Source organism: Saccharospirillum sp. (genome assembly GCF_040881935.1).
Taxonomy (GTDB): domain Bacteria; phylum Pseudomonadota; class Gammaproteobacteria; order Pseudomonadales; family Natronospirillaceae; genus Saccharospirillum.
Map to the genome: position 1 here is coordinate 79,290 of NZ_JBBECH010000026.1, position 14,238 is coordinate 93,527.

Sequence of the window (14,238 nt, forward strand, 5' to 3'; positions counted from 1 at the left end):
CTACCCCAAAACCCCCAAAACCTTACCCAAGCGCCTTCGGATTAACGGCAAAGCGGCGGCTCGGTCTGCCTGGCTGGTTCTCGGGTTGCGCCATCAGCCGGATATATCCACGCTCTGCCAATACCTCCAGTGGCCGCTCAATGTCCTGAGCGTGAACAAATCGGCTTTTGTGGTTTTTGTGTGCATCCCGTGCTGTGAACTCGGTCAGGCTGTGGCGCTTGAACCAGCGGGCTATTACCTTCGCGCTTTCAATGTCGGGATCTGCTCCCATCAATCCGAATACAGCCAGGGCATGACTGGCTAAAGCGTTCCCGGTATTTACAGCGGCCTGCATATCCTTTGCTGATACCTGTCGCTTGATTCCTGCGGCCCCATAGCTGGCAAAGTGAAACAGGGCGGCAATCCGTGCCACGGCTCCCGGCAACTTTCCGGCCCAGTCGGTGCAGTGTTCAAAGAGTCCATAGGCTCCCAATTCGTGCTCTACTGAATGCCAGAAGCTTTGCCAGATTCCGCGGGCTTCGTCAGATAGGTACAGGGTTTCGGGTTGCTCTGTTTGTTGGGCGGCGTCTATTAGCTCTAAAATTCGATCCTGATATGCTTGCTCTATCAAAGGATCGGCGGGCTTTCCGTTGCCGGTTCTACTGCCCAGATTGGAAGGTGGCAGGGCGTACAGGAAACGGCCCAGCAGGCCACGGCCTTTAAAGCCGGGCTTTGTGCTCATGGCGTCCAATACGTCAGGCTGAACAGCCAGGGCCATGCTTAGGCGGGGGTTATCCAATATCACGGCGGCCTTGCTGCCACGGTCTACCCGTACAGCGTCCCCGGCGTGCGCCATCAGGTACAAGTCTATATTCGGGGTGCCTTGGTTGTAGCGGCCTGCCATCGTCTCGAAAATACCGCCCTCTGGACTCATGCCAGCCATTACCCCGCCGTGATCGTTCATCATGGTGGCAAGGTGCTCTGTCGTTACGTCAGACGTAAATAGGCGCGGGTGTCGCGGTATCTGGGGTTCATTGGCTTCAAGCTCTGCCACCTGATCGGCCAGAGCGTCCGCTTCGGTGTCGCCCTTAGCTTTTGCGGCCTGTTTGCGTAGGTTGCTTACCCTCTCTTTGTGGGTCTTTAGGCGACTCTCGGCGGCCTTTCTTTCTGCCTCTACCTTTTCACGCTGATCGGCTTCCCATTTAATCAGCGGCTTTGTGGCTCGTTTGAATACACCAGATTTACGGGTAGCAGGCGGCAAGGCTACGGCTGTATAGACGTTGATCGGTTCCCGATAGCCGGGTTTTACTTGAACGTCAGCCAGTCTTTGGGCGGCGGCGGAAAGGGTGCCAAGTAACAGCAGGGCGGGAAGCTCTGCCGGTGTCTCTGTCTCAGTAGACAGGGCTAAAGCGTAGTCGCCAATAACATGCGGCCATTCATCCACGGGGACAGTGCGCGGCGGCTCAACGTCCAGAGCGACTACTTCCGGCCATTCTGCCCCATTTTCCACGGGGTCAAACGCTTGCTGGGTGTTGCCACTGCCCGCCGTCCGTTGCTCTGGGCTTCGCGGCATCGCTGCTTGCCATGCGCTGTTGAGCGTTGCGCTGATCTCGCCAGCCGATAAACCGGCACCAGTGGCGGCGCGTTCGAGTTGATCCCGTGCCGTATGCTCTGGAAGGTGTCCAGCCTTCACCAGTCCAAACAAGCCTACGGCCTCCCGGTTCAGGGTATCGTTTCGGGTGCCTTCGGGCGCTCCGATTATGTCACTCGTTGCGCTTTCCAGTGCTCGCTGGGCGTAGGCATCCAGTTGGCCGGGTATCGGCAAAGGTACGCCGGGTGCCTTGCCTTGTTTAGCCTGGGGCGGGAACTCGCCCAGTATTTCGTCGGCACCATACCCAAACGGATTACGGGCCTCGAATGTAACCAAGTACGGGTCGGCCTTGCGGTGATAAAAACCAGGCAGGCGCATGACGCGGGGCAGGTCGCAGACGGTGGGGTCAGTGCCAAAGCGGGCGGCAATGGCTTGCTGTACTGGTTTGAATTGATCCGGCGGGAACTCTCCCTCTACCAGCCAGTAGGCGTGCCACTTGCCCGGTGAAGTCGTAACCAGTCCAGACGGTGCCAGGGTGCATGCCTCTATGGGTTCCAGTGGTGCGCCATCGGTGTCGGCAAAGACTGCCCGTACCTTATTGATGTTTGCCGCCTTGCGGCCTTGCAGGTCGGTTTCGTTAGCGGTGACGAATACGCCAGCGCCTTGCAGGTTCAGCTTGGCCAGTGTGTCGGAGTGCTGTTCAAGGGTGCCGTGCAGTGTTCGGGCAAGGCTTTGGCGTTTGGCCTGGCTATCGTCGAACGTCTGGAAGGTAATCCGTTGCTCGGTTGGGTCGAGAAACGCCAGAAACGCCTGGGCGGCTTCCAGGTTCGGTTTTAGGCTCGCCGGTTGCGCTGTGCCGGTATCGTCAACGGTGTGGGTCTGGTGGAGTGCAGTAGTCATACGTCACCCCCTAAAATATAGGTACGGGCCTGGTCGCAAACGGCCTGGCGCAAGCGCAGCGGGTCGGCGTCACTGGGTGCGGTGTGAATGTGCAATCGGCCGCAATAAGGACAGCGGACAAGCACAGCATGACCGTCACGGGTACGCTCGATTATTTCGGCGCGGCGGCAGGAGGTGCTATAATTGCCGCATGATTTCTGCTCTGGGCTGGCCTGTTGGTCGGCTCTTTTTTTGTCCATGATTCAGCCCTCCGAACCTGAACGGCTCTGGCTGCTTTCATCTATCCAGGCCAGTACATCGTCGGCTTTATACCGAACATGGCGGCCTAGTTTGATGAACTTAGGGCCTTCACCACACCAGCGGGCGCGCTCGCACCAGGCAGTAGACTTGCCCAGATAGGCGGCTAAGGTTTTCTGATCCCACAAGGCGGGCATGGAGACGTTATAATGGTCGGGCTGGGTGGGCGCTGCCTTTGGTGTAGCTTCTAAATGGGTGGTTGTTTGCATGATCTGGCCTCATTCGTCTTTGAACGAGGCCATATAAGCAATGTGGGTTCATTGACTTACCGAAATGCTAGAGCAAACCGTGAACGAAATTTCTAACTTATTCCCTTCGCCATTGAAAGTTTATTCGGTAGGGAGCGAACAGCTAGTTTTTTACCCTGCTTGCCGTTTAGTTCATCGTAAAATATGTGTTCCGAAGTCACTGAAACAAACTTAACAGTCACCTGGCCTGTCTCTCTCAGATTATAAAGCAAGCATTCCTGCCCCCTTGCGTCGGCTTCCATTTCTACTAACAGACTTGTATAGCTGCATTCTGGTATGCTCTGACACATAGCTATAATTGCTTGGGTAAGTGGTGCTTTATAGCCAGTTCGACTTTGACCGCCGTTTTTACTGCCCGTTTTGCGCCGGGATTCATCCTTATCCCAAAGATCAATACCTGCAAAACCCATTGCCTCGGTCAGATCCCGCCAATGAGACTCCAGGGCATCCAGCATTTCAGGCACAACGGCTGCCCCAGCGAACCAATGTTCGGCTAAATCCTCTCCACGGCCTGCTAGCTCAATAGCTGCATCTACCCCGGTATGGCGTCCCCATTTTTGATATTCGGATTCGGCCCAAAGCTCCAGCGGTTCCACTAGGTCGCGTCTGATCGTTTCTGCGACCTCTGGGGAGCCATTAAACTCACGAAAAACAGTCATTGCTGCTTGACGTTCGGTAGGGTCTAGTAAGGGCACAATTTCCACTGGTACAACAAGGTTTTTGCGGGGTTTCACGCGCTGGCCTCCCTGTTAAATGGGATAACCTGGGCGCTCGGCTCTGGCTTGCCCTCAACCATGCGCTGCAGCATTTCCAGGGCCTCTTGCTGTTCATCGTGCATTGAATCATGGGCGTAGTGTTTGGCCTGGATGCCTCCCAGTCCGTGACTGAGTAGGCGTGCCAGTACATCGCTTGAGACACGATAGGGCTTTTTCATCAAACGGGTTTCAATGGTGGCGCGTATGGTGCCAGCGGTGAACCTCTCGCCCTCAAGCTCGCCAGCCTCGGCCATTTCAGCGCATACCCGCCGGGTGATTCGGTTGAGGTAGTCAATGTCGATTGGTGTGCTTCCCCCATTGCTTGAGAACACATAAGCGCCGCCGCCGGTTATGCCATCGATCAATTCCAGGGCTTGAGGCAAGAGCGGCACTGTATGCCGCCTGGGCAGCGCTCTGCGGCCTTTGCTGTCCATTATGGTCATGGTCATGGCGTCCCGGTCGATGTCTGCCAGGGTAACGCGGGCCAGTTGTTGCTGGCGTTGGCCGCCTGTAATGACGTGCAGCATGGCCAGTGACCGGCGGGGTTCATCTAATAGCTGGATGCGCCGCCAGTATGCCCGGAACTCTGCCAATGACAGTGCGCGGTCTCTGGCCTGGCTGGAGCCTTTCACTTTGCGCATATCACGGGCCGGGTTAGTTGCCACCTTCATGGCTCGCATTGAGGCGGGCGCGTTCACATCGCCTCGAGCATTGATGGCCTCGCTGAATGCTGTGCGGATATAAGAGCGCAGTTTGTCAGCCTGTCTCGGCTTGCCTGCCTCCTTGATGGCTCCGATTATCTGGACGCAATCATCCAGGTTGATCTGGTTGGCTTGTTTGTTCCATAGCTTTGGGAAGGGGGTTTGAACGTCTTTGGCAAAGGCATTGGCCACGGCTCTGGCAGAATACTTGCCCTGTGATTCTAAAAGCTGGACGTATGCCATCAGCAGTGCGCCAAAGGTAGCGCCGGTCGTGTCCTCTTTGGCCGGGCTGGGGTCTTTGCCCAGTTCCAGCATCGACTGTATGCGCTTTGCCTCTTTTCGGGCCGCCTCGGGTGTGATCGGGCCATTCCTGCCAATGGTTATTTTCTTGACCTTGCCACCCAATCGCCCCTGGTAGAAAAAGGTTTGAGTGCCGCCGGGGCTTACCCGAACACCGAAGCCAGTCAGCGAATCATCCCAGTAGATCACCTGGGTGCCTGGGGTTGGTTCCAGCTTGGCTAGGCCTGTTTTGTTTAACCGGATTTTAGCGCTCATTAGATAGTCCCTCGGTGATACATATCTGAAATATGTAGCAGATATGTAGCAGATGGATTCAAAGTTAATCCAAACACAAGGGACTAGTTTAGCTTGAAAGCGCCTATTTGCAAGGGTTGTTAGTGCTACATAAAAGTAGTTAAAAGCGGCGTTGATGGACTTAAAATCCCTCGGCCATTGCGGCCGTGCCGGTTCGATTCCGGCTCCGGGCACCAGTTTCAGCCATAGCACTTACTAACCCAAGCAGCCTATAGCCCTTCAATGAACAGCCTGTTTTATCCAGCATCTTCATAAGCCAGATTAAGATCTCCAGCGTTCTCAGAATGCCAGTGCCAGTTGACGTTCATCTTTGGGTGCCTCTGCCTTATCCGTGTCGTTAACCGCCTCGGAGCGAGTTTTGCCAAAGGGTCTGAATATAAACACCACGGTATTGCTATCATCACCCGCCTGTTTCATTTGCGCCCGCTTGGTGTCGTCGTACTCGCCCTGGGGTGGCCAGCACAGTACGGCGCTGCTCTGGCCGTTGTGCAGCACGTCGTCCAGCGTTTTCCAGTAATCTCTGATGGTGCGTGTATGGATTATCTGAATCTTGCGGGTATCGACACCAGCGCGCGTCAGCGCCCGTTCATTGGGCAGGCAGGGTGGGGCGATGAATGTAATCCACTTCTTCTGTTGGCTTAGCTGTGCCAGTACCGGTACCAGCAGCTGCAGTTGCTTTAACCCCTCGGCCTGACAAAACACTTCGGTCAGGGTGCCCATTGCCAGGGTTTCCGCCGCCGCTCGGCCGTGCTGTGGTTGAGGCCGTGTCGACAGACTGCGCCAGGCAGGAACATGTAAGTTGGTTTCGGTCTGAATGATCTGTGCGGTTGCTGACATGACGGTTTCTCCGTTACTGTTCATTTATACAGTAGCTGTAGTTATATACAGTGAATTGGAGGTCGTCAACTTTTTTTGTGATGGAGTTGGGTTCTTAGCTTAAATATGGGAATCCGCGGTGACTGGCACGGACTCTTGGCATCAAGGCGATGCAAGCTCCGAAACTCGAGTCGTAGGTCCTGTTTGGTTGCAAGGTGGCAGGCAAAAAAAAGCCCTCCAAAAGAGGGCCAATTTGGGGATGGAGTATTGCCTTAGCGGCGCTCGAACAGCGGTGTGCTGTCGGTACCACTTTGATAACGCACGCTGAAGGGAGCCTGCAGCGCCAGGGCGGTCGCAGCCTCTTCTTCGGTTCGGCATGCAAAAGTATCGATACCACAGCGACCCATATAGAACATCTGGTCGGGCAGGAAATCGCCAATGGCGCGAATCTCGCCCTGGTAGCGGTAACGCTCACGTAAGAGACGGGCCTTGGAGAAACCCCGGCCATCGGCAAACTTGGGGAAGCGCAGCGCGATCAGGGCCAGGTCATCAAGGCTGTCGGTGACATCTTCGGCCATTTGTTCATCGTTCAGCCAGACACCAATATCGCGGTCTGCGGCATCCCATTCGGATTTCTGCGCCCGGTAAAGCGCCAGTGGCAGAATGATCGGGCCTGTGACCGGAATGGGGGCGTCTTCTTCAACCAGCGTCCAAAGGTCGTCCTGGCGTTGGCCGCCTTTAATGAGATTTTGCATAAACACGCTCCTTGAAAGGCTCGATACCGACTCGGTCAACCGTATCGATGAACGCTTCGTCCGGGCGACGATGGTCAACATATACCTGGATCACCTTATCGACCACGGCTGGTACTTCATCGGCTTTAAAGGAAGGGCCGAGGATTTTGCCAACCCGGGCGTTTAGACCCGAATCGCCGCCAAGCGATACCTGATAGAACTCTTCGCCTTTCTTGTCCACGCCCAGAATGCCGATGTTACCGATGTGGTGGTGGCCACAGGCGTTCATGCAGCCGGAAATGTTCAGATCTATGTCGCCCAGATCAAACAGGTAATCCAGGTCATCGAACTGGGCTTGAATAGCCTCGGCAATGGGAATCGACTTGGCGTTGGCCAGGGCGCAATAATCGCCGCCCGGGCAGCAGATCACGTCGGTCAGAGTACCTATGGTTGGGGTGGCAAAGCCGTGCTGTTTGGCCGCTTCCCAGAGGTCGAACAATTGATTCTGACGTACGTCGGCGAGAATCAGGTTCTGTTCGTGGCTGACGCGCAAACCGCCCAGTGAAAACCCATCGGCCAGCTGTGCCGCAGCACGCATCTGGCCAGAGGTGCAGTCGCCTGGCGCATAGCCCACCTTCTTCAACGATAGGGTGACCGCTGCATAGCCCGGTTTTTTGTGCCGGGTGACGTTGCGTTCCAGCCAGCGGCCGAAGCCGGGGTGGGCTGCTTTCTGTTCAGTCAGCAGGGCGTCTGCCTCACTCAGTGCAGCATAGTCCGGATCAACAAAGTGCTTGGCGACGCGTTCGATTTCAGTGTTAATCAGGGTGCCCGGGCCATCTTTCAGGTGCGCCCATTCGGCTTCAACCCGATCCCGGAAGGCATCTACGCCAAGTGCTTTGACCAGAATCTTGATCCGCGCCTTGAATTTGTTGTCACGGCGACCGTTCAGGTTGTATACCCGTAAAATTGCATCGAGATAGGTCAGCAGGTGCTTGGTGGGCAGGAAATCTCGGACGTTTTGCCCAACCAGGGGCGTACGGCCGAGCCCACCGCCGACAAAGACGCGAAAGCCCATTTCACCGGCTTCGTTAAGAACCAGTTCAAGGCCTATATCGTGAAAGCGCACGGCAGCGCGGTCGGAATTCGGACTGGCGTTGACCGCAATCTTGAATTTGCGTGGCAGGAAGGCGAATTCAGGATGCAGGGTCGACCATTGACGAATCAGTTCGCACCAGGGGCGCGGATCGGCAATTTCGTCGTGGACAACACCGGCAAACTGGTCGGTTGTGGTATTGCGAATGCAGTTGCCTGACGTTTGAATGGCGTGCATTTGAACCTCGGCCAGACCCGCCAGGATGTCAGGCACGTCTTCCAGCGCTGGCCAGTTAAACTGGACGTTCTGGCGCGTGGTGAAGTGGGCATAGCCCTTGTCATACTGCTCGGTCAGGTCAGCCAGGCGATAGAGCTGACGAGACGACAGCAAGCCGTAGGGGATGGCGATGCGCAGCATGGGAGCGTGGCGTTGGATATAGAGGCCGTTTTGCAGGCGCAGCGGCAGAAACTCGTCATCGGCAATTTTGCCGTCGAGGTAGCGCTCAGTTTGCTCTCTAAACTGGGCAACGCGTTCATCGACCACTGTCTGATCGAACGAATCGTACAAGTACATGCAGTCCGCCTATCCAATGAGGGTGTTGGCTGACACTATAAAGAAAGTCTCTTATTCCATAAACAATTTATATTTCATAATTTTATACCATACCGTTATATGTCATGACTTGAACCTGTGCTCAATAGACGATTAAATGTCGGGCGTAAATACGACTCGGTACTGAGGCGATTGTCAGTCGTCGTTGAGTTCCTTCCGGTTGAGCTGAATCTGGCCGAAGTGGAACACAATTTTATTGGGCAATCGCGATCACTACACGGAACGAGTCGGCTCCGGCAAGCCGCAGGTAGGATGCTGCCACACCACACAATTGCTCACAAAAAGAACAAAACGGGGATCTCATCATGGCAACAACCAAAAAATCCGGCATGACAGATGCGCAAGCAGACGCCATTGCGGCTGTCATCATTGTTACGACGGTTGTAGTTGCAGCGGTTTACTGGGTAGCAACGGCTACCTGATCGCATGGCTAACGGATAAAAGTAACATTAAAGAGGCCCTGAAACGGGCCTTTTTGACTGCGGTAGTAGCAATTTTTAGGGCGCCAGCAGATGCACCAGGCCAATTAGGCTGAATACGAATAACACGGTGAACAGGATGCCACCGATAATGAATGGCCAAATACTGCCCGATGAAAAATCGCTTATTCGATTCTTGTCACTTTGGACACCCACCAGCCCTGCCAGCAGGCTGATCAGTAACTTGGTCACCCTGGGTTTCGCCGGACGCTTTTCAGTGTCATCGACGGTCGAACCTGTCTTACCAGACATGATACAGTCTCTCACCTCGTTATTATCAAATAGATTTCATAAATGCGACCCTGCATCCCTGAATGCGACAAAGCCCCGGAATTCATTCTCCGGCAGGGTGAAAGGGGGGAGCGTTTACTAGAGAATACACCCGGTTCAACTAGTATCAAGCCTATACCCGGATCATTAACACCAAAACAACACGCTCCATACTACCTGCAAATCAACAGTGAGCAATGTCTGACATTGCCGGACATAAAAAGAAATTCAGAGGCCAACAATGACGCAAACCATGTCTCATCAGAGAAGTGAGCTACTCGATAGCCTGCATACCCGCCTGCAGCCTCACTTTCCGAAAGAGCACAGTGACAATTTAAAGACGCTGATCAACGCCCTGTTCAAGCATGCGTCAATGCAAGATTTGCTTTCCTATGAATTGACCGACCTGTCCGGTCTGGTGGTATCCATGTGGCGTACGCTGCAGGGCGGAAAGGCAAAACATGGCCTGGTAAACGTTTTCAACCCGAATGTCGAAGAGCATGAATGGCAGTCGCCTCATACCATTGTCTCCATCCTGCATTCGGATTTGCCTTTCATCATCGATTCGGTTCGCCTCACCCTGAATCGGCTGGGCGCCAATATTCACACGATATTTCATGCCAGCCTGGCGGTTTCACGCAAGAAGGACGGCCAGTTTGAGGGGTTTTCGGGTAAGGGCGAGCAGGAATTACTGTTGCTGATCGAGGTAGACCGTACCACCATCGCCAGTGAGCGAGACCACATAGAATCCGAGATCCGCTCTGTGGTCAAGGATGTGGAACGTGTGGTCGAAGATTACCCGAATATCTTGAAGAAAACCGAAGACGCCATTGCCGATTTTAACACACTGCAATACCCGATAGACGCCTCCGAGCTGGATGAAGGTAAGGTGTTCATGAAATGGCTGGCCAATAACCATTTCACTTTTTTGGCCTACGACGAATACGTCGTCGAGGGTGATACAGTCAAGCAGGTTGAAGGCAGTGCGCTGGGGTTGTTCAAGAAAACCCAGAAACGCCGCGATGAAACCATCGCTGGCATGTCCGAGCACCGGCGCTCACATGTATTCGAGAAAGAATTGCTGATATTTTCCAAGTCGGGACATCGTGCAAGCGTTCACCGCCCGGCTTATTCAGACTATGTACTGGTCAAGCATTTTAACGACAAAGGTGAAGTCGTCGGCGGCCGCCGTTTTCTGGGGCTTTATACTTCCACAGTTTACAACGAGGCGCCCGGCAATATTCCGGTAGTACGCCGCAAAATCGAGCTGGTGCTGGAAAAAAGCGGCTTTGCCGAAGGCGGGCACAATTACAAGGAACTGGCTTCAATACTGTTTACCTTCCCACGGGATGAATTGATTCAGGCCTCGGTGGATACCTTGCTGAGCATGACGCTCGACGTGCTGGCCATTCAGGAGCGCAAGCGCATCCGTTTACTGCTGCGCAAAGACATCTATGGCAAATTCCTGAATGCCATTATCTATATGCCGCGTGACATCTTTCATTCCCAGTTGCGGCAACAGGTGCACGACCTGCTGGTCGATCAGTTCGATGTGGAAGGCTCCGACTTCACTACGTTTTTTAGCGAGTCTGTACTGGCGCGTACCCGCTTCGTATTCAAACTGACTCATCCAATTGATGAAGAACTGCCGACAGAGCTGTTGGAAAAACGCATTGTTCAGATAGCACGGCGCTGGACCGATGAGTTGCAACAGGCGTTGGTTGAATCCTTCGGTGAAGAAAAGGGCATGCGCTTCCATCAGCGTTATGTGGAGGCTTTTCCCGCCAGCTATCGCGAGCAATACAGCGCCCGTGTTGCCGTAGCCGATATTCAGCGCATGGAGTCGCTGAACGCAACCAATGCCGACCCGATCACACTCAGCTTCTACCGGTCGATGGAACCCACCGGCAGCGAGCTGAAACTGAAGATATTCAAGAAGGGCTCGGCTTTACTGTTGTCCGACCTGATTCCGGTCCTGGAAAACCTGGGGCTCAAGGTCATCGACGAGTACCCCTACGAAATCAATTACGGGGAAGACAATTGCACCTGGATCTACGACTTTTCACTGCTCTATGAGCCCGATCCGGAATTGGACCCGGCGAAATATCGCGATGAATTTTCCCGGGCCTTCATCAACATCTGGAACGGTCGGGCCGAGAATGATGCCTACAACCAGCTGATCTTGCGTGCCCGGTTAACCTGGCGCGAAGTGGCGATGTTGCGCGCTTATGCGCATTACATGAAGCAGTTGCGTTTTGGTCTGTCGCAAGAATACATCGCAGACACCCTGATCAAATACACCGACATCACCGATATGCTGGCCGAGTTATTTTCGGCACGGTTCAGTCCGGCCAAGCAGAAAGGAAAGTCGCAAGTCGACAAATGGCTGCAAGGCATAGAACAGTCGCTGGAAGGCGTTAACAACATCAACGAAGACCGCATCATGCGTCGCTATGTGGAGTTGATGAAGGCAACGCTACGCACTAACTTCTATCAGGAAGAGGAAACCGGCCGCCGCAAGGATTACATCAGCTTCAAACTGAACCCTGCTAAAATCAGCGGTATTCCCTTGCCCAAGCCGATGTTCGAGATCTTCGTCTACTCGCCACGAGTCGAAGGTGTGCACTTGCGCGGCGGCAAGGTCGCCCGTGGTGGACTGCGCTGGTCGGACCGGATTGAGGATTTCCGCACCGAAGTGCTCGGTCTGGTCAAGGCCCAGCAGGTCAAGAATGCCGTCATTGTTCCGGTAGGCGCCAAAGGCGGTTTCGTTGCCAAGCAGTTGCCGGTTGATGGAGATCGTGAAGCTTTTATGCGTGAAGGCATTGCCTGTTACAAGACTTTTATTCGCGCTTTGTTGGACGTGACCGATAACCTGAAAGAGGGAGAGCTGGTCGTACCTGAGAACGTGGTTCGCTACGATGAAGACGACCCTTACCTGGTCGTTGCGGCCGATAAAGGTACCGCAACATTTTCTGATATCGCCAATGCGGTCGCCGCCGAATACGATTTTTGGCTGGGTGATGCATTTGCCTCGGGTGGCAGTAACGGTTACGACCACAAGAAAATGGGCATTACAGCACGGGGTGCCTGGGTCAGTGTGCAGCGCCATTTCCGGGAGTTGGGGCTGGATGTGCAAAAAGACCCGATTACCGTGGTCGGCATCGGTGACATGGCCGGTGATGTGTTTGGAAATGGCTTGTTGCGTTCGGAAACGCTGAAATTGGTGGGTGCATTTAACCACCTGCACATCTTTGTCGATCCGGAGCCCGATGCGGCGGCAAGCTTTGCCGAACGTCAACGGTTGTTCGACCTGCCTCGTTCCAGCTGGGAAGACTACAATGCGTCGCTGATTTCAAAGGGCGGCGGTATTTTCAGTCGTACTTCGAAGTCGATTCCTGTTTCGAAAGAAATGAAAGCGGTGTTTGGTATCACCAAGTCGAAAATATCGCCCAACGATCTGATCAGCGCCATGCTGAAGGCACCGGTGGATCTGTTGTGGAATGGCGGCATTGGCACCTATGTTAAAGCCAGCCATGAAAACCACACCGATATCGGTGACAAAGCCAACGACGGCTTGCGGGTTAATGGCAATGAATTGCAATGCAAAGTCATCGGCGAGGGCGGCAACCTGGGCTTTAGCCAGTTAGGACGGGTTGAATTTAACTTGAACGGTGGCCGTTGCTTCACCGACTTTATCGACAATGCCGGCGGCGTAGACTGCTCTGACCACGAAGTTAACATGAAGATATTGTTGGATGATCAGGTCGCCAATGGAGACCTGACCGTTAAGCAACGGAACGACTGGTTGTTCAAGCAAACTGAAGATGTGTCCCGACTGGTGCTGCACAATAACTACCGTCAAACGCAGGCACTCGGCCTGGCTTTTACAGAATCTAGCCGACGGGTGGAGGAATACCGTCGCCTGATCAACTCAATGGAAACTGCCGGCAAACTAAACCGTACCCTGGAGTTTTTGCCGTCGGATGACGAAATTACCGATCGGAAAGCGCGGGGGCTCGGCCTAACCCGGCCTGAACTGTCGGTGTTGATTTCCTACGTTAAGGGCGATCTGAAAGAGCAACTTATCCGTGCAAATGTCGCCGAAGATGCGTATTTGGAAGACGCGGTTGCGACCGTCTTTCCAGAAAGAATGCGCAAGCAGTTTGGAGTGCCGATGCGTCAGCACCGGTTGAAGTCAGAAATTGTGGCGACCCAGGTCGCCAACGATATCTTTAACTACATGGGTATCGCTTACTTCAACCGGCTTCAGGAAAGCACCGGTGCTTCTCCTGTTGAAGCCGCCAAAGCCTATGTTGCAGCGCGTGATATTTTCGGTTTGCACGACCTGTGGGATCAGATCGAGGCGCTGGATCATCAGGTACCCTCGGATCTGCAAAGTCAGTTGATGTTGCGCACCGCAAGGATGGTGCGTCGGGCAAGCCGCTGGTTGGTCAAGAACTACCGCACCGGCATCGACATCAGCAGCGTTATTAGCCTGTACCAAGATCAGGTCGGAAAGATGGTTGACGCATTGGAAACCCTTCTGCCTGAAGAGCAAAAGGACAATTGGCTAAAGGAAGCCAGCGAACTTGAAGCTCAGGGTATTCCGGCGGAGCTGGCAAGGCGTGTTTGTGCCAGTGAGATTCTGTACACGGCCCTCGGTGTCATTGCGGTAGCGCAAACGCAAGAACGGGATCCTATGCAGGTGGCCCAGGGCTATTTCCGCGTAGGAGACGCTCTGGAGCTGGACAATTTTGCCGATCAGGTCAACAGCCTCAGTGTTAATACCCACTGGCAAGCCATGGCCCGGGAATCTTTCCGGGACGATCTGGAATGGCAACAGCGCCGCATTACCCAGGGTTTGTTCGCTCAGATGGAAAAGGGCAGTGAGCTGGAACCTATGGTCTCCGAATGGCTCGAACGCAATGCCATTCTGGTTGAGCGCTGGTTACGCATGATGAGTGAAATTCGCGCGGTCAGTGAACCTGAATTTAGCATGTACAGCGTCGCGATTCGGGAATTGCTGGATCTTTCTCAGGCCACCATGCCCGAGCTGTAATGCAGTCATAGATAAGCTGATGGCTTTACGATATTAGGCTCCTTCGGGAGCCTTTTTGCGTTCATTCGTCTTGTGTGCGCTTCGAAAGTCCGCATCATCTGAGTCCAATG

General features: G+C 54.2%; 10 protein-coding genes. 1 reads left to right on the forward strand and 9 read right to left on the reverse strand.

From position 1 onward, the window contains the following. Window positions 1–22: 22 nt before the first annotated feature. The 9 genes from WEB54_RS03950 to WEB54_RS03990 form a co-directional block, all read right to left on the reverse strand. Entirely contained in the window at window positions 23–2,470 is a 2,448-nt protein-coding gene (locus WEB54_RS03950; protein ID WP_368053451.1) for a DUF3987 domain-containing protein, read from the reverse strand. Next, complete coding sequence (locus WEB54_RS03955; protein WP_368053453.1) at window positions 2,467–2,709, reverse strand: hypothetical protein; 243 nt, start codon at window positions 2,707–2,709, stop codon at window positions 2,467–2,469. Before WEB54_RS03955 ends, WEB54_RS03950 begins: the two co-directional genes overlap by 4 nt. Window positions 2,710–2,712: 3 nt before the next feature. Beyond that, window positions 2,713–2,976, reverse strand: a complete 264-nt coding sequence (locus WEB54_RS03960) for a helix-turn-helix transcriptional regulator (RefSeq protein WP_368053455.1) — start codon at window positions 2,974–2,976, stop codon at window positions 2,713–2,715. Window positions 2,977–3,068: 92 nt separating this feature from the next. Then, a complete protein-coding gene (locus WEB54_RS03965; RefSeq protein WP_368053457.1) occupies window positions 3,069–3,749 on the reverse strand; it encodes a hypothetical protein in 681 nt (226 codons plus the stop codon). Beyond that, the gene (locus tag WEB54_RS03970) at window positions 3,746–5,026 is read right to left on the reverse strand and encodes a tyrosine-type recombinase/integrase (protein ID WP_368053459.1); all 1,281 of its coding nucleotides are present in this window, start codon (window positions 5,024–5,026) and stop codon (window positions 3,746–3,748) included. Before WEB54_RS03970 ends, WEB54_RS03965 begins: the two co-directional genes overlap by 4 nt. Before the next feature lie 318 nt (window positions 5,027–5,344). Then, window positions 5,345–5,902, reverse strand: coding sequence for a cell division inhibitor SulA (locus tag WEB54_RS03975; protein WP_368053461.1), 558 nt, complete (start codon window positions 5,900–5,902; stop codon window positions 5,345–5,347). Between the two features lie 251 nt (window positions 5,903–6,153). Then, entirely contained in the window at window positions 6,154–6,636 is a 483-nt protein-coding gene (locus tag WEB54_RS03980) for a DUF934 domain-containing protein (protein ID WP_368053463.1), read from the reverse strand. Continuing rightward, window positions 6,620–8,281: a nitrite/sulfite reductase gene (locus tag WEB54_RS03985; RefSeq protein ID WP_368053465.1), complete on the reverse strand. Its 1,662-nt coding sequence runs from the start codon at window positions 8,279–8,281 to the stop codon at window positions 6,620–6,622. Before WEB54_RS03985 ends, WEB54_RS03980 begins: the two co-directional genes overlap by 17 nt. Window positions 8,282–8,817: 536 nt before the next feature. Further along, window positions 8,818–9,051: a DUF2970 domain-containing protein gene (locus tag WEB54_RS03990; protein WP_368053467.1), complete on the reverse strand. Its 234-nt coding sequence runs from the start codon at window positions 9,049–9,051 to the stop codon at window positions 8,818–8,820. 271 nt (window positions 9,052–9,322) lie between these two features. Between WEB54_RS03990 and WEB54_RS03995 the strand changes: the two genes are divergently transcribed. After that, window positions 9,323–14,128, forward strand: coding sequence for an NAD-glutamate dehydrogenase (locus WEB54_RS03995; RefSeq protein ID WP_368053469.1), 4,806 nt, complete (start codon window positions 9,323–9,325; stop codon window positions 14,126–14,128). Window positions 14,129–14,238 lie beyond the last annotated feature (110 nt).